The following is a 24,168-nucleotide window of genomic DNA, read 5'->3' on the forward strand; positions in this document are numbered from 1 at the left end:
GTGGATAGAGCTTTAAAAGTTATAACCTTGGAGCTTAAGAGAAAAAAGTTTATAAAGGATATAATATTTTCTTTAACTGGATTAACTGTATTATCTTTCTTTAGTTATTTACTCATAAAAACTCTTCAAGAAGCTGAGTTTTCTGTGGTTCCAATGACCTTCTTACAGTTGGTTCCATATATAATTTTAGTTATTTGTAGCTTTTCCTTAACTCAAGAATTTGCAAATAAAACAGATAAAGTTGTTTTTACAGGAATTTTTACTAGAAATGAAATAGTATTTTCTAAGCTTATAAGCTTTTTAACAACCTCCTTAATATGCTATGTATGGTATCAACTTTTGAATTGGATTGCAGGTGGGGTTAAATTAGAGTTACTGTTAGTTAATTTAATAACCTTTTTAATTTATTCTTTTACTTTAGGCTCATTTATACTATTAGTTTCCATTGTAAGTTCAAATTTTATTGTTACTGGAATTGTAACCTATGTACTCTATTTTGATTTGATTTTGGCAATCTTTAAGCAAGTCTTAGAATCTGACAGAAGTGAAGAAGTAAAACAATTTATAGTAAATTTACCTTTTTATATAGCTAACACTGGGTTTTCAATAGGTAGCTATACTGCTAAAGAAACTATAATTATGCTTATGTGTGGAAGCTTATTTTTAACGTTAGCTTGTGTTATAATTAATAGAAAAAACATGTAAAGGGATAAAATTATGGGAAATGATATATTAAAGTTAATAGGCATTTCAAAAAAATATAAGAATTTAAAGGTTTTAGATAGTGTTAGCATGACAATAAAAAAAGGCGAAATATATGGACTCATAGGATTAAATGGGGCTGGGAAGAGTACCCTACTTAGAATAATAACTGGACTTTCTATTGCTGATAAGGGAACTATTCAGCTTTTTGGAGAAAGTGAGCAGGATAAACTTCAATATGAAAGAAGAAGAGTTGGCGCTGTTGTGGAAGCACCAGCTCTTTATGACAATAAAACTGTATATGAAAATATGCATATTAATAGATTACAAAAAGGAATACCAGGAGAGTTAGCCATTGAAAAACTACTTAGATCATTGGAATTAATAGGTGAAAAGAATAAAAAGGTAAAAACCTTATCTTTAGGAGGAAAGCAACGATTAGCGATTGCAATGGCACTGCTAGGAGATCCTGAACTTATTATTTTAGATGAACCTATTAATGGACTTGATCCGGTTAAAGTTATAGAACTTAGGGAACTACTTAAAAAGTTAAATAGAGAATACGGTATTACTATCCTTATTTCTAGTCATATACTAGGGGAAGTTTATCATTTAGCAACTAGGTTTGGAGTAATTCATAAGGGTAAGATTGTAGAGGAACTGCCCCTTGAGGAACTCAATAGTAAATGTAAAAAATATGTTCATATTAAGGTAGATAACGCAGCGAGTGCAGCAGTTGTAATAAATAAGGAGTTAGGAACTTTAAATTATAATATTTTGCCTAATGAAGTTATAAATTTATATGATTATGTAGATGAAACTGAGTTAGTTACAGAGGTTCTTGTTAAGGCTGGAATAAAAGTTAAGGAGATTATGCCAAAAGGAGAAGAACTTGAAGCATACTTTAGTAAGATAGTAGGAGGAGAACAGAGTGTTTAACTTACTTAAAATAGAGTTTTATAAACTAAGAAAATCAAAACTATTTTACTTTTTTGTATTTTTATCTCTACTTCAAGCACTTGTAATCTATTCTTTCTCTGAGAGTTTAAAAGTTGATGGAGGAAAAGATGCACTAATGTATATGCTTTTTATGCAAAGTAGTTTGGCTTCAAATATAATTGGTGGAGTTTTTGCGGCAGATTTTATAGTGACAGAATTCACTTCTGGCTATATAAAGAACTTAATATCCTATGGACACAAGAGAAGTCATATATTTTTATCTAAATCCATAGCTTATTATGTTAGTATCCTTGCCTTTAACTTTAGTCCACCTTTAGTAGTTTTCCTTATAGCAACAATAAAGCGGGGCTATGGAGAGGTATTTACCTTTAGAGCCTTCTTATCTTTACTAGGAATGCTTCTTTTTACAGCAATTGCTCAGGGTGCAATAGCTAGTATTAATGTTTTGATTGCTTTTGTCACAAAGAATATGAATCTTACTATAGGTATAGTAGTCGGGATTGATTTTGCATATAGAATTATAAGCTTTATGTCTATTCGTAATTCTTCAATAAGATGGGTTTTCCAAAAACTTGCAATATCACAGCCATATGTTATTGCTGCAAAAGAATCAGGCGTTTATGAAGTACTTCAAATCCTTGCTATATCTTTATTAACTATAGCTTTATGTATAGTTATAAGTAATCATATATTTAAGAAAGCAGATATAAAATAAGAAGATATTGAGAGGTAGAAAGGCAAATGGCATATTTAGTTGTATTCTTATTAATTATAGTATTTTTACTAGGTTTTCGATTATTTTATATGGGAAACCAAATTAAGAGCTTATCAAATCAACTTGCATATATTAATGCAAGCAAAACAAATAAGAAGATTACCATAGGGCTTTTAAACAAAAACATAGAAAAGCTGGCAGAAAAAATAAACAAAACTATAGAAATAAAGCTACAAAGTGAAGCTAATAGGATAAAAGTTGAAAATGATTTAAGGCAAACCATTGCCAATATGTCTCATGACTTAAGGACCCCTTTAACATCAATTATTGGGTATATTCAATTTTTAAAGCTAGAGGGTATTAGTGAGGAAGAAAAAGCTGAATATTTAGAAGTTGCTGAGCATAGGGCAAAGTCCTTAGAGATTTTACTTAATGATTTTTATGAACTGTCCTTAATTGATTCCTTAGATTATGAGTTAAAAATGGAAAAATTAAATATAAATAAAGTATTAGAGCAGGTTGTTTTAGATAGATATGCAGATTTTATGGGAAGAAACATTAACCCAAGCATTAATATACCAAGCGAAGACTTGTATATCATAGGAGAAAAGAAATCTGTAGAACGGATAATTGATAACCTGCTAAGCAATGCAATAAAATATGCAAAGGATGCTATAGACATTTCTCTTCAGGTTAAAAAGGATAGTACTATACTTAAAATTAGTAATACCTTTACAAATTTGACCCAACAGGACTTAGAGAGTGTCTTTGATAGGTTTTATATGGCTGACAAGACACGGTCAGGAAAAGGAACAGGTCTTGGGCTTGCTATAACTAAGGGTTTAGTAGAAAAAATGGGTGGGAGTATAAACTGCCATATTGAAGGAGATATGTTTATTATTTATTGCAAATTTGGACTTATGAATAGTTAGGTTAAGTTTTAAACTAGGTAAACTTCACTTAAATGTGATAATAGGAGAGATGATAAAATGGGGATTCGTATAGGGCTAATTGAAGAAATGCAAGAGCTATGGGAAAATAGTAATTCACCTACATGTAGATATTTTACTAAAGGAATGCAGCAGGGAAATATTGAGTTTTGGACAGTTGAAGATGAAAATAGTAAAGAGCTAGTTGGTGAGCTTTATATATTTTGGGACTCTGAAGATAAAGATGAGGCAAATGGAAAAGGTAGAGCCTATCTTTGTGCATTTAGAATACATAAGGATTATAGGGGCTTAGGCTATGGGAAAAAACTTATGATGAGGGTGTTAGACAGAGTGAGAGAACGTGGATTCAATGAAGTTACAATTGGGGTTGATAATGATGATGTAGAAAGATTAACTTCAATGTATAGTTGTTGGGGATTTTCAGAGCTTATTAAGTATCAATATACAGATTATCATTATATTGGTAAGGATGGCAAACCAGTAACTTATGAAGTTCCCTTCGGACTTTATTTAAATAAATTAGGTAAAGGTGAAAAGTAAATATATAATAACTGTAAATAAAATTAAAGCTAAGCTTATTATAAAAAGTTTAGCTTTAATTTTTTCTGAAGTTTTTATTACAAAATCGTAAGAAAGATGTAAGGATTATGCTATATCAAATATTCCATCAAGGGATTATAATTAGTTCATAAGATAAATCAAAGGAGCTGATTTTTATGAAAAAGTTTGTTGAAGTAATAAAGGTTATTGTATTAGTTTTATTTGCAGGATGTAATGAAGAAAACTTTGAAATAGTACAAGGATAATTTTTTAGTGTTTATATAAATTATAAGTAGTCTCTAAATAGCTAAATTTATAGCCGACCCACTTGCTAACATTTATAGCAGGAGTATTGTCAGGATGATGACATACAAGGGCTTTTTCAAAATTAACAGTTTCAAATAGTCTTTTATACATGGAAGCATAAAGCCACTTCCCTAGATTCCTTCCTCTATAAGGTCTTTTTACACCAATCATAAATTGATAGGGGAAGCGAGGATCATTATTGTTTATAGACACATTTGATTTAGCAACTAGCTCATTATTTGAGTTGAAAATCATATAGCAAAAGTGAGAAAGATTCCTTTTTTTATTAGATTCATTAATTTGTCTTTGCTTTTCAGGAGTTATAACATATTGAACATAACCATCTTCCTTAACATCTGTCATGTCTTTCATAGTTTCCATAAATAAATTACAATATGCTTCAATTAAATCCTCAGAAATAATATCTGTGAATCTAATGGATAAATCTGAGTTTTTAATTTCTTGTTCTGCTATATATTTACTTAGAAAAGACACATCAATTTCACTCTTATTTAAAGTATAATAGTTACCTCGTAAAGCTACCTTATGAGTATATTTTTCTATTGTTTGTTGAAGCTCATTATTATAAGTAACTACTGAAAGTTCATTGTACTTATCTAGCTTATTCTTAATTATTTCGTCAATAAAACTTACTAAAGTTTCATCAATTAGAAGCTCACATAAAGATATTGTTAACTTATGCTGTTCATTACCATTCCAATCAAAGGTTTTAATTAAAGTCAAAATTCCACATATTCTAGAATCTTTTTCTATAAGAAGTAGTTGATTATCAATGTTTGTAAAGGATGACAAAAATATATTCTTATAATCATTAACATTATTTAAACGGTGTAGAAAGTTATATTTGTGCTCTAAAATGCAATTTATAGAATATAGATTGTTAAATTCACTTTCTGTTAAATCATTTGGATTAATTTCATAAATTCTATACATAATGTTTACCCCCTAAAAAGTTCCTATAGTTATTCATATGGTATAAATTATACCATTTTTAGGATGAAAAGCCATTAAGTTAATCATTATCTGAACATTAAATATTAAAGCTTATACATATTACTAAAAGTTATGAAAAGTTCTAAGGATTTAATTGTATAAACTTTTGAGAGGGACTTATAAACTAAAAGAAAAAAATTATATTAGAGTAGGTAGAGGGACTTTACAATTGATAATACATACTTTAGGCAGGGTGTACCTAAATAGGGAACCAAAGTAGGGTTTCATTTAATATGAACTACATCGATTCCCTGGAATCTCATTAAGGTAATATATTATTATTATTATTTTAGTGTATTAGCAATCTATTTTTTCTTCCCACCATGAAAAATTAACTGTAGCACTGGCAGCCTCATTAGGTGCTTCGGGATTGGATAGGAATATTAAAATGAGCTACAAAGAGGGAAATAAATTTTCCAACGTCCACAGTTAAGATAATAAGAGCTAAGGCAGAAACGGTAATCTGTACAAGTCAAACAATATAGTCTGAAAAGGTACCCCAATTTTCTACTTTATTGTATTTAGCAATAGAAGAACTAAAAAATACTATTATCGGCACAGTATCAAGTTCCTTATTGGCATTAAAAAATTTCTGATCGCCATATCTGATAGCTTGTAGAGCCAGGGGCAATTCTCTTCTAAATATAGTATCTCTAATAGCAGCCGTGGTTTCATTAAATTTACCGTCTACAAGTAAGTATACATTATAATTATAGCTTGATTCTTTTTGTATCCACTCACCGAGAACTTCATCCCGCATAGAATAATTTATTTTGTTAAAGGCATAATCACTACCAATTGTCAGAAAAAGTTCTGCTGTTGAATCAGTATGAGTAAGGGTATAACGCCTAGGAATAATAGGCTCAGTTTCAGTAACTCCCTGTGTAAATTCTATAAATAATTTTTCAGGATTAAATTTGCTCATAATTCACTCCTATATAGGATTTTTAATAACAATAGTATATGAGATAAGATAATATCAGGTGCACATTTTTGAAACTTCGTATTAACACGTATGATGCTGAGGAGTATCTATATTATATATATTAATTTTTACACTTTCAGTAAGTATAACTAGAAAAAAATATTAGGCAGAGTTTAATAAGAAATAGAGATATAAATATCTTGCAGTCATTATAGTTGAGGAAACACAAAAAGGATGGCCGTGGGCGCATCCTTTTTAAACTACTTAATTGGAATATATATGTCAAATTCTCCATTGTTCATAAATCTCTCATCATAAACTTCTAGTTGAGGTCTATAATCCATTTCACATTGTGAAGCAGGAAACCACTTTGAAAATATGTTGTCATAAAACTCCCCAAGGTCTTTTATTGCACCACTATAAGTATATACAAGGTATTTGCCTCCTGGAATGACTTTAGTAACCATACCTTCAGGTACATCAGCAAAGGACTCTACTTCTACACAAGCTGAGTAGTGGAAATTACCTTCTGAATCCATATCACTATCACAGATACCATAGCATAGCATTGATTCACTCTTCTGCTTAATATCGCCATAACGAGAATTAAATACCTGCCAAAGTGCTGGGATTTCTCCATTAGCATTGTTTCCAAAGTAACTTAAACCTACAGCCTTAAATTCTTTTGTAGTTATAATTTTTTCATTCATGATTATTAACTCCCCTCATTGATTTTATATATTAATTATAACAAGTAATCCTTGCCAACATTATGTCAGGAATTTATTTGCATTTAGGCATTTTCAAAAAATAAATAAGTCAGTATGTTTGTCTATTTTTAGTTATACTGCGTCAACTGAACCCTTAGATAGCTCTACTATCTGCGGAACCTGTTTCCTAGTCGCACAAGCTTGCTTGTGAACTCAAAATATCCTTCACATCTTTGACTTGTTATTTATTTTCAAATGCCTTATATAAATTTAATATTTTGGCACTTTTTTCTACTATAAATTTTTGTAGTTCTAGAGGCTCTAAAACTTCTATTCTATCACTTAGGGGGAAAACCATATTACTGGCTGTTGTAAAACTAATCATATCAATAGTAAGAATCCAGTTATCTTCTTTTTTAAATGAAGAGGCTATTTTAAAGCCATCTAGGAGTTTTATGTTTTCTTCAATGAGTTTAACTTTAACAGGGTATATAATAGTTGGTGTATGAGAGGTAGCTTTTTTTACAAACTGTTCTTTGCTATTTTCCCAAAATTCTTCAAGAGAAAAGTTTTCAGCCATGGTGAAGCCGTCAGAAAGAACTTCAATAGAATCAATTCTACTACATTTAAAAACTCTAATTTCATTTTTTTTCTCACAAAAAGCTGCTACATACCACTGAGAGTTTTTTCTCACTGCACCATAGGGTCTTATTACTCTTTGAGAAACCTGTCCACCATATTTCTTATAATTAATTTTAAGCTTTTTTAAATCTAGTATAGCTTTTTTTATGATATCTATATTTTCATCTTCTATTATTTTGCCCCACCATGGAGAAGCATCAACAAAAAACCTATCCTTTGCCTTAAGAATTTCTTGTCTATGTTCTTCAGATAAACTGTTCTCAAGTTTTATAACAGCATTTTTAAGCTGTGCAGATGTTTCAGTATTTTTTTCAGGATTAATACCCATGGTTGAAAGTAGAATAGTAAAAACATCATCACTTTTTAATCCCTCAGCAGATGAATTTATTTTATACCCCTCCATGAAAGAATAACCTCCATTAGGGCCAGGAATTGACATAATAGGGAGACCAGCCTCACATAGTATATCAATGTCTCTATAAATAGTTCTTTCTGAAGTCTCTAATATTTTTGCTAAATTTACAGCTTTCATGATTCCACGAGAATCAAGAAGCATTATAATTCCTATAAGTCTATGAAGTCGCATAAAAACACACCCTTATCTTAATTTACATAGTATAAATGTATAGGGAACTAGACTAAATATTTAAAGTATACATCACCGCTATATTGATCCCCTTAAGGTTTTGGGAAATTGCCAAATTACATTTTCCTTAAACAAGCTTATAATTTTATAACTTTAAGGAATTTCAATTATAAATAGCACATATAAATGCTTTAATATCTAAAATATAAAAACTGTATCTGTAATTATTATAGGGAATTACATGAAGTAATTGAAGAGTTTTTTGTGATTATAAATCTTTTAATTTTTAACTCAATGTGGAAAGAAATGTGATTGCTTCTAAGAGCACTTCAGTTATTTAGAAAATCTAATTAGAATATTGCGAACAATTATATGGTATGAGGTATATTATTACAGTAATTATATGGTAAAATAATTAGTAAACAATATTGGAAAAAATATAAGTGAATTTATGGAGGTAATTATGAATTATCCAGTACATATAGTATCAGTGGGTGGATTAATAGAGAATAATGAAGGGAAAATTCTTCTTATAAAAAGCCCAGAGAGAGGTTGGGAAATTCCAGGGGGACAAGTTGAACCAGGTGAAGGACTCACAGATGCCTTAAAAAGGGAAATTAAAGAAGAAACAGGAATAGATATTGAAGTTGGTGAGTTGAAGGCAGTGCATTCTAATATAACCAAGAGAGTTCAACCAGACGGGATTACTCCTATTGGAAGCATTGTAAGTTTTGAATTTACTGGAAAGGCAATTTCGAGAGATTTAACAACTAGTGAAGAAAGCCTCGAAGTAAATTGGTTTCGAAAGGATGAAATACTAGCTGTAATTGATGAAGAATTTACTAGAGATAAGGTAAAGCATATGCTAAGTAGTGAGAAAAAAGTTGCTTATGTTGTGTTTTCTCGTAATCCATATCAGATTCATTCAGAGGAGTTACTTTAGCCCTATGACTTACTTATATGAAAGCATCAAATTAATAAAAAGGAGTTAATAAAAAATGGACAAGGTCTTAGTTTATGTTACAGGAAATGAAATTAAGTTTAATGTCGCCTCTAAAACTTTTAAAAATACTGGAATTACTCTTTTGCAAAAGAAATTGGATACACCAGAAATTCAAAGCAAAAGTGTACAAGAGGTTGCAAAATATTCTGCTAGTTGGGCGAGTGAAAAGCTAGGAAAAGCAGTTATAGTAACAGATGCAGGTTTTTTAATAGAAGCTTTAAATGGCTTTCCAGGACCTTTTATTAAGTTTATAAATCAATGGTTTTCTGCAGAAGATTATATGAATTTAATGAAAGGAAAGACCAATAGAAGAATTATTATTCAGGATTGCTTGGCATACTGCTATCCAAATAAAGAGCCTATTGTTTTTACTGGTTCTTATATAGGAGAGTTAGCAATGGAGCCTAGTGCAAAGCCAGGAACTCCAATAGATAGACTCTTCATACCACAAGGTTTCAGTGTACCTATTGCAGAAATTCCTGAGGAGGAAATGACAGCTTATTGGAGTAGTGGGGTGATAATGAGTAAATTCAAGGAGTACATTTTAAAAAAATAAAAGAAAAATGTATGAGAAAGAGAGATATAAAATGAAAAATGAAATATATTTAAAAAAGTTTTCTTGTGAAGTTGATTTTGAGTACTTTTTCAAGTTAGTTTCTAATAAAGAGATTATGGTGATGAACTATGGCAGAGTATTCACTTTGGAAGAAGCTAAAAAATACTATGAAAAAGTATTAAGTAGTAATGGAAAGCATAAAGACCTTGGGCAATTTAAGGTCTTTGAAGCTATTACCAATAATTTTATTGGATTAGGTGCTATTGTAGCCAATGAGGAAGTAACAGAAGCAGAAATTGAGTACTTATTACTTCCAGATTATTGGGGAAAAGGGTATGGAAGTAGCATTGCAGAAACTTTGATAAGTATGGCAGAAGGCATAAAGAGCATAAAGAAAGTTACTGCAACAGCAGATCCAAATAACGTTGGATCTAAGAAGATACTGCTCAAAAACGGTTTTGTATCTAGTAAGGTATATGAAATTGATGATGGTTCATTGGCAGAAATGTTTAATAAAACAATTAATGATATAAATTAAAGCAAATTTCAAAGTTTGTTAAGATATGTCAGCTTGAGTGTAGAAAGCTTATATAGTTAATGAAAAATGAAGGTAAAAGTCTGAATGTTGACGATATATGGATTTTACAAATGGGGGGAGAGTTATGGGGAAACTCATAGTAGTTAGACACGGAGAAACAGATTTTAATGTAGAGGGCAGATATACAGGAAGAGTAGATGTAAGTTTAAATATAAAAGGATTAGAACAGGCAAGGGTAACAGCAGCAAAGCTTAAGGATATGTCTATAGATATTATAATTTCTTCAACTTTAAAAAGGGCAAAGGAAACAGCTGAAATTATTAGTAGGGAATTACAAGTGCCAGTTATAGAAATGGAGGAATTCGTTGAAAAATATGTAGGGGTTTATGAAGGACTAACAAGAGAAGAAGCTAAAACTAAATATCCCCACATGTGGGAAGCTAATGCACCTGAGGGAGCAGAAACTTTAGAAGAAGTTAAGGAAAGAGTGTACAAGGGGCTAAATACAATTCAATGTAAGTATTTACATAATAAAAATGTTCTTCTAGTCACTCACGGTTATGTGTCTAAGGTCATCAATAGATACTTTGATAACTCTACTAATGAGGAATTTGCTAAATATGTTCTTAGAAATTGTGATTATCACGAATATTCTATATGTGTTAAAGAAAATATTTTTAAAGAATTAGAAGCTTTAGGGTTAAAAAGTAAGGAATATATAACGCTTGATGAAATTCGAAATAAAGATGGAATTTATTTATATAGAGTTAAATACAAAGATGAGAATTTTGTTCTAAAGTACTTCTTAAATCATGATTATAAGAGAGAAATAAGTAACTACAGTTTACTAGAACGACTCGAAGTACCAACAATTAAAGTGCTTAGCACTACTGATAATAGTTTGCTTCTTGAGGATATTGACAAAAGTTATGAGTATAGACTAGGAAGAGAAGAAGATTTATCTGATACTGAAGTGGCAAGAGCTATTGCAAAGTGGTATAAGAAGCTACACGAGAAAGGTTTGGAAAGACCAATTAAGGATAATGAAAGGTTTTATAGAGAAATAGACTGCATTACTAAAGAAAATCTACTGGTTGTAAAAAACAAATCTAATACTAAAAATAATAGCCTATGGAATTTAATAGAAGATAATTGGAACTTATTTTTAAGCACAATAAAAGGCTTAGAAGAAACTTTAAATTACAATGATTTTTATTGGACAAACCTTGTGGTGAGCAAGGACAAAAAAGAAGCTCTAATGTTTGATTATAACTTTTTAGGGATTGGAAGTAGATATAACGATATTAGAAACGTAACTGTTTCCTTATCAGAAGTTGCAAAAAATGCATTTATGGATGAGTATGGTGGTTTTAGCAAAAAGGAGAAAGTTATTGATGGTGTAACTTCACCACTTATAACCTTGATAAGTGCATACAAAAAAGATACATTTCCTAAATGGGCAGAGGAAGCACAAAAGTCTATTAATGATGGAACTTTAGAGAAAAACATAAGAAATTTGTTGGAATTAAACGGTTAATAAGCAATAAGGCTTAGTAAATAAAAGGAGTAGTAATATACAATTTGCTAACTATATAAGGTAATAATATTTTTGGAGTGTTTAAGTGGACCTTCTTCTATAAGGAGCTTTTATACAGCTTGCAGTTCTAAGCCTTAAGTAAATTATTTTCGAGGCTTTTTTAATATGCTTCTAAAGTTGTACTATAAAATGAGCTTGTTTAGTATTCAATAAATGATATGAATATATAGTTTATAAATAAGGGAGAGAAACAAATGTTAAAAGTAAATTTTTATGATTTAAATTCTGTGGAGGAAGATAAGCTGAAATTTGCTGTTATTGCAGCAGAATATAAAGATAAATGGATACTTGTAAAGCATAAAGAGAGAGAAACCTGGGAAATTCCAGGAGGACATAGAGAAGAAAGAGAAAATATATGTGTTACTGCATCAAGGGAACTCATTGAGGAAACTGGAGCAAAAGACTTTTCAATGATACCAATATGTATTTATTCAGTAGATAGGGGAGAAGGAGAGTCATACGGACAATTATTTTACTCAAAAGTTCATCACCTGGGTAAATTGCCAGAATTCGAAATTGATGAAATTAAATTATTTGATAACATACCTGAAAACTTAACGTATCCTCTTATACAGCCACACTTATTAAAAAAAGCAGAAGAATACAAAAGTAAAAAAATGAATGTTGAAACTATTGATAGGTTTAGTAACATACAAAAGGACATATTTGATAATAAGGTGCAAAAGGGGTTCAACATTACTAATGTTGAATTAGAGTTTTGCTTAACTAATGGAGAACTTGCAGAAGCCTTTGAGGCTTATATAAAAAAGTTACCCACAGTTGGTGAGGAATTGGCTGATGTTGCAATTTATTTATATGGAATTGCCGAAATCTTAGGCTATGATTTAAAGGAAGAAATCTTAAACAAGGTAACAAAAAATAAGAACCGTATATACAAAGATATCAATGGGGTAACCACTAGAATCAGTGAAGGCTAGCAACTAGAATTTTTATGGAGGAATTGGGATGATATATAGACAAGCAGTAGAAAAAGATTTAATGGAGCTTGCAGAGATTAGATGGGACTTTCAACATGAAAGTTATGATGTTTCTACATGTATTTCAAAAGATGAGTTTTTAGAACAGTGTGTTGACTTTCTAAAGGATGGATTGATTAAAGAAGAGTGGGTTTATTGGATAGCTGAAGACAATAACTTAATAGTATCCCAAATTTTTGTTCGAAGAATTAGAAAGATACCCAAGCCCCAACATTTGTATGATGAGTACGGCTATGTTACAAATGTTTACACAAGGCCAAATTACCGAAATAAAGGCATTGGCAAAAAATTAATGGAAGAGGTTAAGCAATGGGCAGTGAACTGTGACTTAGAAATATTAATTGTTTGGCCAAGTAAGGAAGCAGTTCAATTCTACGAAAGAGCAGAATTTAAAGGAGAAAATGATATCATGGAGTTAGTGATTAGAGAGGATTATTAAAGGTTAGCAGTGATCATTATTATGATACTGATTTAAGGTATAGTTTAAGAATTTTAAAGTACGGATAAAAAAATTAGAACATCATTGATAACAATGCTTATTCTAAAGGGATATATAAAATGCATATTAGCATGGAGGAGTTATGAGAGAAGTTAGTTTTGGTATGCCAACACTTATAGAGACTTACAGTATTGAGCAGTGTGTTGGTTTATGCAAGGAGCTAGGTTTGAGCTTTATTGAATTAAATATGAACTTACCGGAGTATCAAATTGATGCGATGGATATTCCTTATCTAAAATCAATTTGTGAAAAAGAGGATATCTACTTTACTATACATATTGATGAAGATAGCAATGTTTGTGATTTTAATAATGATGTAGCAAGTGCCTACACAAAAACCATATTGTCAACTATAAAGGCTGCTAAGGAGTTAAAAGTTCCTGTACTTAACATGCATATGCCAAATGGAGTTTACTTTACTTTGCCTAATAAAAAAGTATTTCTTTTTGATAAATATAAGGACATTTATATGGCAAAGTTAAGAGAATTTATGCATGAATGTGAAAAGGCTATAGGAGATAAGAATATAAAAATATGTGTTGAAAATTGCAATGAATTTAAAGGACTATAGCCAATAACAAAAGCTGCAAAAAATTATTTTAACTCGATTGTAGCTCCTGAAAAAGAATTTATATTGTATTTAGAACCAGCACACTATCCACAATTTGAGAAAGAAGAAAAATTTGATCAGTGGCTTGTGGAAAAGTTTTCAAGTTCTGTGATAAAACATCGAGATTAACCCAGTATAACATTCCATTTTGCAATAAGAAAAAATATATTGCAAAATGGAATGTTAATAATTATATTTTTGATTTTTATTAAGTTAATTTCTATAAAAGTAATATATTTGACTTTTCACACTCTAGGATCATATCCTCTGGCCATATTGCAGCGTGAACCTCACCTATATGTGCTTTTCTTAAAAAGAACATACATATTCTTGATTGACCTATTCCTCCACCTACAGTATATGGAAGGTTGCCTTGAAGTAGTAGATTATGATACTCTAGTTCCTTACGATCTTCACATCCCGCAATTTCAAGTTGTTTTATGAGTGCTTCTTCATCGACTCTTATACCCATTGAAGAAAGCTCAACAGCCCTATTAAGTATTGGGTACCAGAAGATTATATCTCCATTGAGTTCCCAATCATCGTAATCAGGGGATCTTCCATCATGTTTCTCTCCTGATTTTAATGTGCCGCCGATTTTCATAATAAATACTGCACCCTTTTCCTTAGCAATAGCATTTTCTCTTTCCTTTCCTGTAAAGCTTGGATATTTATCCTCAAGTTCCTGAGAGGTGATAAAATAAATATCCTGTGGAAGTATTTTACCTATATGTGGATAAATGTCACATATATACTCTTCACTATCCTTGAAAACTCTGTATATCCCTTGTACTATATTTTTTAACACCTCTTCATTTCTTTCATTCTTATCAATGACTCTTTCCCAATCCCACTGATCAACATACATAGAGTGAAGATTATCGAGGTCCTCATCTCTTCTTATAGCATTCATATCAGTATAAAGACCTTCGCCAGTTTGAAATCCATATCTTTTTAGAGCTATTCTCTTCCATTTTGCTAAGGACTGTACTATTTCAAAGTCATAACCTTTAATAAACTTTGAGTCAAATGTCACAGGTCTTTCTACACCGTTAAGATTGTCATTGATGCCTGTATCTTTTCTAACAAAAAGTGGAGCAGATACTCTTGTAAGATTAAGTTCCTTTGCAAGTTTTGTTTCAAAATAGTCCTTAAGCTTCTTTATGGCTATCTCTGTTTCTCTAATATTTAGTTCAGTTTTATAGCCTGATGGTATTGTTAATAATGATTTGTAGGTTTGTTTCATGACAACCCTTCCTTTCAACTAGATGATGTAGTGTGTGTACAATTGTACTGATAAAATTACTATATTAAGGCATCTTGAAAAAATAAATAAGTCAGTATCCTTGTTTATTGTGCATTATACTGTGTCAACAGAACACTTAGATTTAAGAATCAGTATCCTTGTTTAACCCAAAATATCCTTCACATCTTTGACTTGATATTTGTTTTTTTGTGCCTAATATAGAAAAATAGGTAAATAAAAAAGCCTTTCATCCCTGTAAGGGACGAAAGACTAAACTTCCGCGGTACCACCCAAATTAGCAAAATGCTCTTCTCAATCAGTACGGAATAATGCTTCGATACTGTCCAATCTATAACGGTTTGGCTCCGTCTAAGCCTACTCTCCAGAAGGATTTTGGTTAGAAACTCCGAGATGTTCTTCATTACAATCATCATATCAGGATTCCACCATCCCTGACTCTCTAAAAATCTTCTTGTAATTACTCTTCTCATCATAGTTTTTGCTTTAAATTATTAATTATTATAAATCCCTTGAAAGAATAAGTCAATATATTTTTGGGGAATTTTGCAATTTAATATTTATAAAGTTTCATTTTTCAAAAGTATCTTAAAAAGTGGAAGGGAGTTAGTTAAGGTATTTTCAAGGATGATATATTAAGAAATAAATTATTTTGAAAAGATACCATCATCATATTGCAATATAAAGCATTATTTAATGTGAAATCTGGGAATATAAGAGAACTTATTGATATTATTACAGTGAATATATGGTAAAATAGATAGGAGATTGTAAAAGATTCCATTATAAAGATAAGTATCAATCCTTATAAAAAGTTTGGGTTTGAAGAGTTTAGTTTATAAATTTTATAAAGGAATCATTAGATAGCTGAATAACGAAGGTATGCGAAAGTTGCAATAAAAATTATTGGAGGATACAAAATGAAATTTTGCCCCGACTGTGGATCTCTATTAAAGGAACATTTAGAAAATAAACAAGTTGTAAAGAAATGCAATTGTGGCTTTATTGATTGGGACAATTGGGTAAATGTTGCAGTAGTTGTGACTTGTTATAATAGTAAAAATGAATTTGTAATGGTTAGATTAAAGGGCAATGAAAATGGAAAAGTAACTTTTCCAGGTGGGTATCGGGATTTGGGTGAAACTCTAGAAGAAGCAGCAAAACGAGAGTTTTTTGAGGAAACAGGGTATGCAATAGATAACTTAAGTTTATTTAAGGTTTATACACGAGATGATTTAAGGCTTGTTTGGGTAGTATTTACAGCCCAATTAGGATGTGGAGAGTTTATTGAGAATTCAGAAACTGATGAAATGTTACTTTTTTCGAAACAAAACCTGCCGAGGATAGCTTACTTCAAAATTATTGCAAGATTTATTAGTGTGTAACAATGGAATATAGAAATTTTAAAGAATTATATTTTATGGGAGGGAATACAGATGGAGGTTTTTGCTAAACCAGCTGTGGGAGCAATTATTGAGAAAGAAATTAATGGAGTTTTACACATTTTAATTCAAGAAAGGTGTAAAGAAGAACACTCTGAAGATAATGGATTAATTGAAGTTCCAGCAGGAAAGATAAGAGAATATGAGAATATTTTTGATAGTTTACGTAGAGAAGTATGGGAAGAAACAGGATTAAAACTAACAGAAATACAGGGTGAAGAAGAGACTATAGTTACTAACTGTAATGGATATAAAGTAATGAGTTTTAATCCCTTTTATTCATCACAAAACATAAGTGGTACTTACTCTATAATGCTTCAGACTTTTATATGTAAAGCAACAGGAGAATTACTAGAGAACTCTGATGAATCAATAAATCTAAGGTGGATTTCACTTGAAGAGCTAAAAACTATCATGGAAGAAAATGAAGGTGCTTTTTACCCAATGCATATCAATGCTTTGAAAAAATATCTAAATGAAAAACTAAATTAGAAATTAAGTAGCTATAGACATTGAAAGTAACTTTAGTTTATTTGTTTTAGGATATTTTCATAGACATAATTATTAAAAAGTGAGAGTGAAAAGGATGTGGTAAGACCACATCCTTTTATATTGAATAATTTATTGAATTATCATATGGTAATTAAGATTTTCACCATAACTTACTAAGCACCAAGAATTAAGGTGTATTTTTACAGTAAACATATGGTAAAATTAAAAGGTGAGTTATAAAAATATTATGTAAATAGTATTGGGTTGCAAATCAGGTATTAGTTTTATAGAGTTTATTATGGGGGAAAAAGAATGAGATTTAGGATTAATAAAGATGAGTTTTTTCAGGGTATACAGGAAGCTCAGAGGGTTATATATTTAAAAGGTGGGTTTACAACACTTCAAGGAGTTTTAATTAAAGCAAAAAAAGATTATCTGTTGATTGCAGGAGGAGATAAAAACTTATACCTGGAAACAGAAGTAAAAGCAGAGGTTTATGAGGAAGGCTCCATTGTAGTAGAGTCTAAATTGTTAGGAGATATAATAAGAAAGTTACCCAATGCACCAATAGAAGTAAGTACTGTCAGTGATAGAAATATTAAAATTATTTGTGATAAAAATATAATAAATTTAGTTTATCAAGATGAAGATAGTTTTCCGAAGATGCCAGAAATTAAAGAAGATATTAAAGTATCAATACCACAAAAGGTAATGAAAAGGATGATTAAGGGAACTACATTCGCAACAGATCAAAGTGGACTAAGGCCAATATATTCAGGAGTTCTTTTCCATTTAAAAGATACTAGGCTCAATATGGTGGCATTAGATGGTATTAGAGCAGCTATATGCTATTACTTGAATGGAAGTAGTGGAACTGTTAGTGCTGTAATACCAGGACGTACACTAAATGAAGTAGCTAAAATAAGCGAAATTGAGAATCATGATATTAAGATTACATTTACTTCAAATCAAATATTATTTACTATTGGTAAAACCAAAGTAATATCTACCTTACTAGATGGTGAGTTCGGAAAATATGAAACTTTTATACCAAATGAATACACTTTAAAGGTTACAGTAAACAAACAAAGTTTAATTGATAACTTAGAAAGAGCATCAATAATTGGAAGAGAGGGAAGTTTTAGTGCAGTTCTATTAGATATACTAGAGGATAAGATGCACATTACTTCGAATTCACAAATTGGAGATATAAAAGGCGAGATAGATGTATTAGCACAAGGACTGCCAATGCGTATAAAAGTAAATTCCAAGTTTTTATTAGAGGCACTAAATGCCATAGAAGATGAGGAAATTATGCTTAAGTTTACATCTAGTCTATCTGTTTTTGTAATTACGGGAAAAAGTAATGATAATTCTACATATTTAATATCACCCGTGAGAATGTAATTTTCATTAAGAATCGCTGAAACCCGCATGAATGCTATATCTTCTTATCTTTTTATAAAGATAAAAACACTACAATATATCAATAAATATTTATATCAATACTTATTGATATAAATATTTATTGATAAGAATATGTATTTTTGTATTGATATTGCCTAGGAAATTTGTACATTGGAGGCTAATAACTATTTATGTATTAGCTCTTAGGCTAAGGAGTTTAAGTAAAGACCTATAAAATCTTATCTTAGATCATAACAATAAGTTTATTAAATAATGAAGGAAATGATAACATGAATAAAAAGCAAATTGTTTTTGTTACTTCTAATTCAGGAAAAGTGAAGTCAGCTGAGAGAGAGCTAAAGAATGTAGAAGTTATAAGATATGAGGCGGAACTAATTGAACCTAGAAGTGATAATATTAAAGAAATTTCAAAGATTAAGGTAATGCAAGCATATAAAATAGTGGGTAAACCTTGTATTGCTATGGATGCAGGCTTCTTTATAGAAGAACTAAAGGGGTTTCCTAGAGCCTATGTAAATCATGCATTAGATACAATAGGTATTGAAGGAATTCTAAAGTTGATGGAAGGCATGGAAAATAGAAACTGTAAGTTCCAAGAGTGCTTAGCTTATTATGATGGGAACAGTATGAGATTTTTTGAAGCCGAAACAAAAGGAACTTTATCGAGAGAAATTAGAGGAAATGACAACGAAGAAAATTGGTCAAAACTTAGTTATATCTTTGAAGTTGAAGGAGCAGGAAAGACTATTGCTGAATTAAATAAGGAAGATAGAGAAAAACATTTGAGCAGTGAAGAACAATCCTGTTTTAAAAAGTTTGTTAAGTGGTATTTAAATGATGAAAATTGAGAGGAAAAAATAAGCATATAAAAGTTAATGGGGTGAGGATTTGAGAAGTGAAAAGGAAATCATGGATTTAATAATAAGGATAGCTAAGGAAGATGAGCGTATTAGGGCAGTTTATATGGGTGGATCTAGGACAAACCCTATGATAGAAAAAGATATCTATCAGGATTATGACATAGTGTACGTGGTAACAGAAACAAAGCCTTTTTTAGAAGACAAGAATTGGATTTCTGTTTTTGGTGATATAGCGGTGATGCAGGAACCTGATTTGTTTGATATGGCTTATGGGAGAAAAAATAATTTTCATCAGTCCTACACCTGGTTAATGTTATTCAAAGATGGAAATAGAATTGACTTAGGAATAAAAACCAAACAAGAAATGTTAGAGGACTATTTAGGGGATAAACTTACTTTGCCTCTTTTAGATAAGGATAATTGCTTACCTAAAACACAGGCGCCAACTGATGAAGATTACTGGGTAAAAAAACCTACAGAGCTACAATATATTTGTTGTTGTAATGAATTCTGGTGGTGTTTAAATAATGTAGCAAAAGGAATTGCCAGGGATGAACTACCCTATGCCATGTGGATGTATAATGTAATCGTAAGAAATATGGTTGAAAAAATGATAGAGTGGCACATTGGAACAAACACAAACTTTTCTGTGTCACCAGGAAAGCAAGGTAAGAATTTTAAAAAGTATCTTACTAAGGAACTTTATGAAATGTATTCTAAAACCTATACGGATAGTAATTATGAGAACTTTTGGGCTGCAGTATTTACGGCTTGTGAGCTATTTAGAACTATAGCATTAGCTGTAGGGGAAGAGCTTGGGTACAAATACAATAAAGATGAAGATGAAAATATGACAGAATACTTACTAAAAGTAAAAAATAACTGCGTTGTTTAGGGGGGATTAGTCATGGAAAATTTAGAGTTTATAACTGGGGGCAGGGAACTATTAGATTTTGTAGAGCCCCTATGGGAAAAATTAAATAAGCACCATGGAGAGAATTCAAAACACTTTTCACATAAATTTAGTAACTTAAATTTTCAGGTTAGAAAAGCTAAGTTTATAAATGCTGAAAATATGCAAGTTAAAATTGATTTAATTAAAGATAAGGAACAAAAGAAATTTATTGGATATTGTATTAGCACAATTAGTTTAGATTTAACTGGAGAAATTGATTCATTGTTTGTAGATAAGGCATACCGTAAATATGGTATAGGGGATAAGCTAATGACAAGTGCATTACAATGGCTAGACGATAATAAAGTTAAGACAAAAATAATTGGTGTAGCAGAAGGAAACGAGAATGTATTGGAATTTTATAAAAAATATGGCTTTTATAAAAGGAGAATAATTCTAGAACAAATTGAGAAATAGAGATTAAGTTAGGTCATATTCAAGAGCAAAAACCTGCAGTTTGGACTAGGATAACAACAGAATGGATTACTTCATCTGGATACGAGAGGTCCACAAAATATGAAATTGAAGTTTATCCACCAGGAAATACAGATAGTGATGATTATATATGTGAAATATGGGTTCCTGTGAATAGAAAAAAATAAATTTTTGGAATATAAAATCATGGAGTATATAAACAATTTATGGTAGAATATTACCATGTCCAAATATGGTTTGAAGATTCTGATAAGTATTATAACTAATGTAAAAGTTAATATCTTTAATAGAAAATATAAGTTAAAAAACAATAGTATTGGATTCTAAAGTGATAATATAATTTATTCATACAGAGATTCAGGGAAACTAGGGTAGAAGCAGGTTATAAGCAAAATCTGATCCTATCTGACCATAACCCGATAAAAACCAGTTTAAAGAATAAAGGCTAGAGTTTGAAAGATTTATAATAAAACTCTAGCCTTTTGATAAAGTAAAATAATTAAGTTTATTAAATTAATAACTAGTTGTGAAGGAGAATAATTATGAAATTGATATATAAGTTATCCTTTGGATTACATCTATTTGTTGGAATAGGTGCCATGGCTGGGGGACTTGCAGCTATTACTAGCCCATTAGAGCCTTTAGGAATGCCACTTGAACCTCTAAAAAATTCACCGTTTACTAACTATTTAATACCTGGAATTATTTTGTTTACTGTTATAGGACTGGGCAATGTAATAAGCGCTCTCACACTTTGCTATAAAGCAAAATATCAGGGTTATATAAGTGGTACTTTAGGAGGAGCTTTGGTAATTTGGATAATAGTGCAGTGTATGATGCTAAGGGCAGTGGCTTTTTTACATGTTTTATTTTTTATTATAGGCGTAATTCAGGGCTTACTAGCAATTACTATTTTATTTCATAAGAGCTTATTTCCAACAAACATAGTAATGAAACTCTATAAAGAAATGAAAAAAGAAGTTTAGGCTAATATTAGAATAAATATTTTAGGAGAAGAATTAAATGGACACATGTTTAAGAAAAGCAGAGTTAGTAGATGCACAGAGTATTCATGAAATGCAGGTTAAAGCTTTTAAAAGCTTATTGGACGAATATAAAGACTATGAAACCAATCCTGGAAATGAACCTTTAGAAAAGGTAATTAGTAGAATCAATGAAGAAAAGAGTGACTACTACATTATTAATATGGACAAGGCTAATGTTGGGGCAATTAGAGTAGTAAAGATTGAAAACAGGATTTATCGTGTTAGCCCTATTTTTGTATTACCAGAATACCAAGGAAGAGGGATAGCTCAAAAGGTTTTTGAACTAATTGAGACTCTGTATAGTGATGCTATAGAGTGGCGATTGGACACCATATTACAAGAAAAAGGAAACTGCTACTTATATGAAAAGCTGGGCTATAGAAAAACAGGAGAAACAAAAGTAGTTAATGATAAATTAACTATAGTTTTTTACAGTAAGCAATGTTTGGCACTTGAATATAAATAATAAATCAAAGATGTTAAGGGTATTTTTAGTTCACAAGCAAGCAGATTATTTACAAAGTAGAGATATCTAAGGGGGTTGTTAACATAATATAACACAAAATAGATCAGCCTACTGACCTATTCATTATTTCAAGATGACTTAATGCATTGGGTTAAATTTTGGACAAGGAGTGATACCTATGAAAAACATAGAAATAAGCAGACCGAGGACTGAGGATATAGAAGAGATCAATAAGTTTTTTGAACTTGTGCTTAGAGATACCTTTGAGAAAAATGGAATTTTAGATTTAGTTGATACTTTTGAAAATGAAATTATTGATAAGAGAAGATGTTTAAATCAGGATATAGAAAGCCATGGTAAGAATCGGTTCTTTCTTATAGCAAAAGAGGGCGAGAAAATAGTTGGTTCAATTGAATATGGTCCTTCCAATGAACTAATAGATACCTGCACTAAGGGAGAATTAAAAGCTATAGTTGAAATAGGAACAGTGTTTGTTCACCCTGATTACCAAAAGCAAGGTGTTGGGAGCAAAATGCTAAAAGCCATATTCGAAGAGCTTCATAGAAAAGGAATAAGGGAATTTTGTTTTGACAGTGGTTATAAAAGTGCCCAGAAAATATGGATGAATAAGTTTGGAAAGCCTGAGTATCATTTAAAGGATTTTTGGGGTAAAGGTGAGGACCATATGGTATGGCGAATAAATATAGAAGATGTATTAAAATAGGTAAGTTACTTAAAAGTAACTATTCTGAAGCAATATACCTATGAAAATAAGAGAATATTAAGGTGAGAAGTACATGGAAATTGAGAAGATTTCAACTGAAAATCGTAAAGAAATTAATGATTTTATATTTAAGCAATGGTTCTCAACAGATATGGTAGTACGAGGAAAGATTATAGATATGACAACACTAGATGGTTTTGTTGTTTATAATAATGGAGAAATTCTAGGATTAATTACATACAAAATTGAAAGTGCTGAATGTGAAATAATGTCGTTGGACAGTTTGAAGGAAAAGAATGGTATTGGTACTTTACTAGTTGATAAGGTTATAGTATTAGCACGTAAAATTGAATGTACAAAGGTAAAGCTAATTACTACCAATGATAATCTCAACGCTATGGGGTTTTACCAAAAAAGAGGTTTTGACATGGTTAATATATATCACAATGCAGTTGAAGATGCGAGAAAGCTGAAGCCGTCGATTCCATTGATGGGGGAATATAATATACCTTTAAAACATGAAATTGAATTTGAAATGTACTTATAATATATAAATAATAGTAAAGTAAATTTAATATTGTTAGAAGCAAAGGAGTAATAATGAAAGAATTAGAATTAGCAATAGATTTAAAAAAACACGGAGATTTAAAGCAGGCGAGTGATATCTTGAATAATCTTGTGCAAAAATATCCAAATAACTCAATAATAAATTACCATTGTGCTTGTACTTTTGATTCAATGGGATTAGAAAATCAAGCTGTGCCTTATTATGAAAAAGCTATTGAAATAGGCTTACCAGATGAGGAGTTACAAGGTGCTTTTCTAGGATTAGGAAGTACTTTCAGAACTTTAGGTGAATATGAAAAATCAAAGAAAGTATTTGAATATGGATTAATAAGATTTCAAGATAATTACGCAATTAAAACCTTTTATGCTATGACTTTATATAACCTAGGGGAGCACTCAAAGGCTATGGAAATATTACTAACCAGTTTAGCTGAGACAGCTTCAGATGAGAATGTCAAAAGATATAAAAGAGCAATTTCTTTTTATGCTGATAAACTAGATCAAGTATGGTAAGCGGAAAATAAAAATGAAATTAACTAGCGTTAAATCTGCATAAATAACAAGTTTTACATTGTTGCATTTAGATATAGAGTTACCTCATGAGGTAGATTTTGGTTTATGTGGAATAAATTATTAAT

29 protein-coding genes and 1 other annotated feature are annotated in these 24,168 nt (G+C 30.6%); of the genes, 24 read left to right on the forward strand and 5 right to left on the reverse strand.

The features are described from left to right. Genes J2Z44_RS15535 through J2Z44_RS15555 form a run of 5 tightly spaced genes read left to right on the forward strand, consistent with a single transcriptional unit; the run spans position 1 to position 3,867 of the window. Positions 1 to 705, forward strand: a complete 705-nt coding sequence (locus J2Z44_RS15535; RefSeq protein WP_021281114.1) for an ABC transporter permease — start codon at positions 1 to 3, stop codon at positions 703 to 705. A gap of 12 nt (positions 706 to 717) precedes the next feature. Further along, the gene (locus J2Z44_RS15540) at positions 718 to 1,641 is read left to right on the forward strand and encodes an ABC transporter ATP-binding protein (RefSeq protein WP_021281115.1); all 924 of its coding nucleotides are present in this window, start codon (positions 718 to 720) and stop codon (positions 1,639 to 1,641) included. Next, on the forward strand, positions 1,634 to 2,377 hold the full coding sequence (locus J2Z44_RS15545) for an ABC transporter permease (RefSeq protein WP_021281116.1): 744 nt from the start codon (positions 1,634 to 1,636) through the stop codon (positions 2,375 to 2,377). Before J2Z44_RS15540 ends, J2Z44_RS15545 begins: the two co-directional genes overlap by 8 nt. Before the next feature lie 26 nt (positions 2,378 to 2,403). After that, positions 2,404 to 3,309, forward strand: a complete 906-nt coding sequence (locus J2Z44_RS15550) for a sensor histidine kinase (RefSeq protein WP_021281117.1) — start codon at positions 2,404 to 2,406, stop codon at positions 3,307 to 3,309. Between the two features lie 57 nt (positions 3,310 to 3,366). Beyond that, complete coding sequence (locus J2Z44_RS15555) at positions 3,367 to 3,867, forward strand: GNAT family N-acetyltransferase (RefSeq protein WP_021281118.1); 501 nt, start codon at positions 3,367 to 3,369, stop codon at positions 3,865 to 3,867. Positions 3,868 to 4,137: 270 nt separating this feature from the next. On the opposite strand, the gene J2Z44_RS15560 is transcribed toward J2Z44_RS15555, so the two are convergent. The 4 genes from J2Z44_RS15560 to J2Z44_RS15575 all read right to left on the reverse strand — a co-directional run bounded on the left by J2Z44_RS15560 (position 4,138) and on the right by J2Z44_RS15575 (position 8,050). Then, on the reverse strand, positions 4,138 to 5,127 hold the full coding sequence (locus J2Z44_RS15560; RefSeq protein ID WP_021281120.1) for a GNAT family N-acetyltransferase: 990 nt from the start codon (positions 5,125 to 5,127) through the stop codon (positions 4,138 to 4,140). A 532-nt stretch (positions 5,128 to 5,659) separates the two neighbouring features. Continuing rightward, positions 5,660 to 6,112, reverse strand: a complete 453-nt coding sequence (locus tag J2Z44_RS15565) for a staygreen family protein (RefSeq protein ID WP_021281121.1) — start codon at positions 6,110 to 6,112, stop codon at positions 5,660 to 5,662. A 260-nt stretch (positions 6,113 to 6,372) separates the two neighbouring features. Then, positions 6,373 to 6,822: a GyrI-like domain-containing protein gene (locus tag J2Z44_RS15570; protein ID WP_021281122.1), complete on the reverse strand. Its 450-nt coding sequence runs from the start codon at positions 6,820 to 6,822 to the stop codon at positions 6,373 to 6,375. 241 nt (positions 6,823 to 7,063) lie between these two features. Further along, positions 7,064 to 8,050: a helix-turn-helix transcriptional regulator gene (locus J2Z44_RS15575; RefSeq protein WP_021281123.1), complete on the reverse strand. Its 987-nt coding sequence runs from the start codon at positions 8,048 to 8,050 to the stop codon at positions 7,064 to 7,066. A gap of 463 nt (positions 8,051 to 8,513) precedes the next feature. Here J2Z44_RS15575 and J2Z44_RS15580 point away from each other — a divergent pair, with 463 nt between their 5' ends. The 7 genes from J2Z44_RS15580 (at position 8,514) to J2Z44_RS15610 (ending at position 13,812) form a co-directional block, all read left to right on the forward strand. After that, positions 8,514 to 8,993, forward strand: coding sequence for an NUDIX hydrolase (locus J2Z44_RS15580; RefSeq protein WP_021281124.1), 480 nt, complete (start codon positions 8,514 to 8,516; stop codon positions 8,991 to 8,993). Between the two features lie 55 nt (positions 8,994 to 9,048). Beyond that, positions 9,049 to 9,609: a non-canonical purine NTP pyrophosphatase gene (locus tag J2Z44_RS15585; protein ID WP_021281125.1), complete on the forward strand. Its 561-nt coding sequence runs from the start codon at positions 9,049 to 9,051 to the stop codon at positions 9,607 to 9,609. 31 nt (positions 9,610 to 9,640) lie between these two features. Next, a complete protein-coding gene (locus J2Z44_RS15590; RefSeq protein WP_031270861.1) occupies positions 9,641 to 10,147 on the forward strand; it encodes a GNAT family N-acetyltransferase in 507 nt (168 codons plus the stop codon). A gap of 124 nt (positions 10,148 to 10,271) precedes the next feature. Continuing rightward, entirely contained in the window at positions 10,272 to 11,684 is a 1,413-nt protein-coding gene (locus tag J2Z44_RS15595; RefSeq protein WP_021281127.1) for a histidine phosphatase family protein, read from the forward strand. Positions 11,685 to 11,938: 254 nt separating this feature from the next. After that, entirely contained in the window at positions 11,939 to 12,682 is a 744-nt protein-coding gene (locus J2Z44_RS21985; RefSeq protein ID WP_021281128.1) for an NUDIX domain-containing protein, read from the forward strand. A 28-nt stretch (positions 12,683 to 12,710) separates the two neighbouring features. After that, positions 12,711 to 13,181, forward strand: a complete 471-nt coding sequence (locus tag J2Z44_RS15605; protein ID WP_021281129.1) for a GNAT family N-acetyltransferase — start codon at positions 12,711 to 12,713, stop codon at positions 13,179 to 13,181. Positions 13,182 to 13,323: 142 nt separating this feature from the next. Next, positions 13,324 to 13,812 carry a TIM barrel protein gene (locus J2Z44_RS15610; RefSeq protein ID WP_021281130.1) on the forward strand — a complete coding sequence of 163 codons (489 nt, stop codon included), beginning with the start codon at positions 13,324 to 13,326 and terminating at the stop codon, positions 13,810 to 13,812. 259 nt (positions 13,813 to 14,071) lie between these two features. Here the strand turns inward: J2Z44_RS15610 and asnA are convergent, their stop codons facing one another. Continuing rightward, complete coding sequence (asnA, locus tag J2Z44_RS15615; protein ID WP_021281131.1) at positions 14,072 to 15,097, reverse strand: aspartate--ammonia ligase; 1,026 nt, start codon at positions 15,095 to 15,097, stop codon at positions 14,072 to 14,074. Positions 15,098 to 15,352: 255 nt separating this feature from the next. Continuing rightward, positions 15,353 to 15,600: a binding site (T-box leader), on the reverse strand. A gap of 435 nt (positions 15,601 to 16,035) precedes the next feature. Between asnA and J2Z44_RS15620 the strand changes: the two genes are divergently transcribed. The 12 genes from J2Z44_RS15620 (at position 16,036) to J2Z44_RS15675 (ending at position 24,043) form a co-directional block, all read left to right on the forward strand. Continuing rightward, on the forward strand, positions 16,036 to 16,500 hold the full coding sequence (locus tag J2Z44_RS15620) for an NUDIX hydrolase (protein ID WP_021281132.1): 465 nt from the start codon (positions 16,036 to 16,038) through the stop codon (positions 16,498 to 16,500). A 51-nt stretch (positions 16,501 to 16,551) separates the two neighbouring features. Further along, the gene (locus J2Z44_RS15625; RefSeq protein ID WP_021281133.1) at positions 16,552 to 17,049 is read left to right on the forward strand and encodes an NUDIX hydrolase; all 498 of its coding nucleotides are present in this window, start codon (positions 16,552 to 16,554) and stop codon (positions 17,047 to 17,049) included. Positions 17,050 to 17,361: 312 nt separating this feature from the next. After that, positions 17,362 to 18,456, forward strand: coding sequence for a DNA polymerase III subunit beta (dnaN, locus tag J2Z44_RS15630; protein ID WP_209649789.1), 1,095 nt, complete (start codon positions 17,362 to 17,364; stop codon positions 18,454 to 18,456). Between the two features lie 290 nt (positions 18,457 to 18,746). Continuing rightward, positions 18,747 to 19,325, forward strand: coding sequence for a non-canonical purine NTP pyrophosphatase (locus J2Z44_RS15635; protein WP_021281136.1), 579 nt, complete (start codon positions 18,747 to 18,749; stop codon positions 19,323 to 19,325). A gap of 40 nt (positions 19,326 to 19,365) precedes the next feature. Next, positions 19,366 to 20,232: an aminoglycoside 6-adenylyltransferase gene (locus tag J2Z44_RS15640; RefSeq protein WP_021281137.1), complete on the forward strand. Its 867-nt coding sequence runs from the start codon at positions 19,366 to 19,368 to the stop codon at positions 20,230 to 20,232. A gap of 12 nt (positions 20,233 to 20,244) precedes the next feature. Further along, positions 20,245 to 20,709: a GNAT family N-acetyltransferase gene (locus tag J2Z44_RS15645; protein WP_021281138.1), complete on the forward strand. Its 465-nt coding sequence runs from the start codon at positions 20,245 to 20,247 to the stop codon at positions 20,707 to 20,709. Positions 20,710 to 20,726: 17 nt separating this feature from the next. Further along, positions 20,727 to 20,894, forward strand: coding sequence for a GyrI-like domain-containing protein (locus J2Z44_RS22090; RefSeq protein WP_378109427.1), 168 nt, complete (start codon positions 20,727 to 20,729; stop codon positions 20,892 to 20,894). A 375-nt stretch (positions 20,895 to 21,269) separates the two neighbouring features. Further along, entirely contained in the window at positions 21,270 to 21,713 is a 444-nt protein-coding gene (locus J2Z44_RS15655) for a hypothetical protein (protein ID WP_021281139.1), read from the forward strand. A gap of 37 nt (positions 21,714 to 21,750) precedes the next feature. After that, the gene (locus tag J2Z44_RS15660) at positions 21,751 to 22,239 is read left to right on the forward strand and encodes a GNAT family N-acetyltransferase (protein ID WP_021281140.1); all 489 of its coding nucleotides are present in this window, start codon (positions 21,751 to 21,753) and stop codon (positions 22,237 to 22,239) included. Positions 22,240 to 22,417: 178 nt separating this feature from the next. Then, the gene (locus tag J2Z44_RS15665; RefSeq protein ID WP_021281141.1) at positions 22,418 to 22,963 is read left to right on the forward strand and encodes a GNAT family N-acetyltransferase; all 546 of its coding nucleotides are present in this window, start codon (positions 22,418 to 22,420) and stop codon (positions 22,961 to 22,963) included. 73 nt (positions 22,964 to 23,036) lie between these two features. After that, positions 23,037 to 23,510: a GNAT family N-acetyltransferase gene (locus J2Z44_RS15670; RefSeq protein WP_021281142.1), complete on the forward strand. Its 474-nt coding sequence runs from the start codon at positions 23,037 to 23,039 to the stop codon at positions 23,508 to 23,510. A gap of 53 nt (positions 23,511 to 23,563) precedes the next feature. Beyond that, the gene (locus J2Z44_RS15675; RefSeq protein WP_021281143.1) at positions 23,564 to 24,043 is read left to right on the forward strand and encodes a tetratricopeptide repeat protein; all 480 of its coding nucleotides are present in this window, start codon (positions 23,564 to 23,566) and stop codon (positions 24,041 to 24,043) included. The last annotated feature ends 125 nt before the right edge of the window (positions 24,044 to 24,168 follow it).

The sequence above is a fragment of the Clostridium punense genome, from assembly GCF_017874425.1.
Lineage (GTDB): Bacteria > Bacillota > Clostridia > Clostridiales > Clostridiaceae > Clostridium_J > Clostridium_J punense.

Coding starts and splice junctions, on each gene's coding strand:
- J2Z44_RS15605 (WP_021281129.1), top strand. CDS start 12,711: ATGATATATAGACAAGCAGTAGAAAAAGATTTAATGGAGCTTGCAGAG.
- J2Z44_RS15610 (WP_021281130.1), top strand. CDS start 13,324: ATGAGAGAAGTTAGTTTTGGTATGCCAACACTTATAGAGACTTACAGT.
- J2Z44_RS15635 (WP_021281136.1), top strand. CDS start 18,747: ATGAATAAAAAGCAAATTGTTTTTGTTACTTCTAATTCAGGAAAAGTG.
- J2Z44_RS15580 (WP_021281124.1), top strand. CDS start 8,514: ATGAATTATCCAGTACATATAGTATCAGTGGGTGGATTAATAGAGAAT.
- J2Z44_RS15660 (WP_021281140.1), top strand. CDS start 21,751: ATGGACACATGTTTAAGAAAAGCAGAGTTAGTAGATGCACAGAGTATT.
- J2Z44_RS15565 (WP_021281121.1), bottom strand. CDS start 6,112: ATGAGCAAATTTAATCCTGAAAAATTATTTATAGAATTTACACAGGGA.
- J2Z44_RS15540 (WP_021281115.1), top strand. CDS start 718: ATGGGAAATGATATATTAAAGTTAATAGGCATTTCAAAAAAATATAAG.
- J2Z44_RS15590 (WP_031270861.1), top strand. CDS start 9,641: ATGAAAAATGAAATATATTTAAAAAAGTTTTCTTGTGAAGTTGATTTT.
- J2Z44_RS15575 (WP_021281123.1), bottom strand. CDS start 8,050: ATGCGACTTCATAGACTTATAGGAATTATAATGCTTCTTGATTCTCGT.
- J2Z44_RS15625 (WP_021281133.1), top strand. CDS start 16,552: ATGGAGGTTTTTGCTAAACCAGCTGTGGGAGCAATTATTGAGAAAGAA.
- J2Z44_RS15620 (WP_021281132.1), top strand. CDS start 16,036: ATGAAATTTTGCCCCGACTGTGGATCTCTATTAAAGGAACATTTAGAA.
- J2Z44_RS15550 (WP_021281117.1), top strand. CDS start 2,404: ATGGCATATTTAGTTGTATTCTTATTAATTATAGTATTTTTACTAGGT.
- J2Z44_RS15560 (WP_021281120.1), bottom strand. CDS start 5,127: ATGTATAGAATTTATGAAATTAATCCAAATGATTTAACAGAAAGTGAA.
- J2Z44_RS15670 (WP_021281142.1), top strand. CDS start 23,037: ATGGAAATTGAGAAGATTTCAACTGAAAATCGTAAAGAAATTAATGAT.
- J2Z44_RS15570 (WP_021281122.1), bottom strand. CDS start 6,822: ATGAATGAAAAAATTATAACTACAAAAGAATTTAAGGCTGTAGGTTTA.
- dnaN (WP_209649789.1), top strand. CDS start 17,362: ATGAGATTTAGGATTAATAAAGATGAGTTTTTTCAGGGTATACAGGAA.
- J2Z44_RS15585 (WP_021281125.1), top strand. CDS start 9,049: ATGGACAAGGTCTTAGTTTATGTTACAGGAAATGAAATTAAGTTTAAT.
- J2Z44_RS15555 (WP_021281118.1), top strand. CDS start 3,367: ATGGGGATTCGTATAGGGCTAATTGAAGAAATGCAAGAGCTATGGGAA.
- J2Z44_RS15645 (WP_021281138.1), top strand. CDS start 20,245: ATGGAAAATTTAGAGTTTATAACTGGGGGCAGGGAACTATTAGATTTT.
- J2Z44_RS15675 (WP_021281143.1), top strand. CDS start 23,564: ATGAAAGAATTAGAATTAGCAATAGATTTAAAAAAACACGGAGATTTA.
- asnA (WP_021281131.1), bottom strand. CDS start 15,097: ATGAAACAAACCTACAAATCATTATTAACAATACCATCAGGCTATAAA.
- J2Z44_RS15655 (WP_021281139.1), top strand. CDS start 21,270: ATGAAATTGATATATAAGTTATCCTTTGGATTACATCTATTTGTTGGA.
- J2Z44_RS15665 (WP_021281141.1), top strand. CDS start 22,418: ATGAAAAACATAGAAATAAGCAGACCGAGGACTGAGGATATAGAAGAG.
- J2Z44_RS21985 (WP_021281128.1), top strand. CDS start 11,939: ATGTTAAAAGTAAATTTTTATGATTTAAATTCTGTGGAGGAAGATAAG.
- J2Z44_RS15595 (WP_021281127.1), top strand. CDS start 10,272: ATGGGGAAACTCATAGTAGTTAGACACGGAGAAACAGATTTTAATGTA.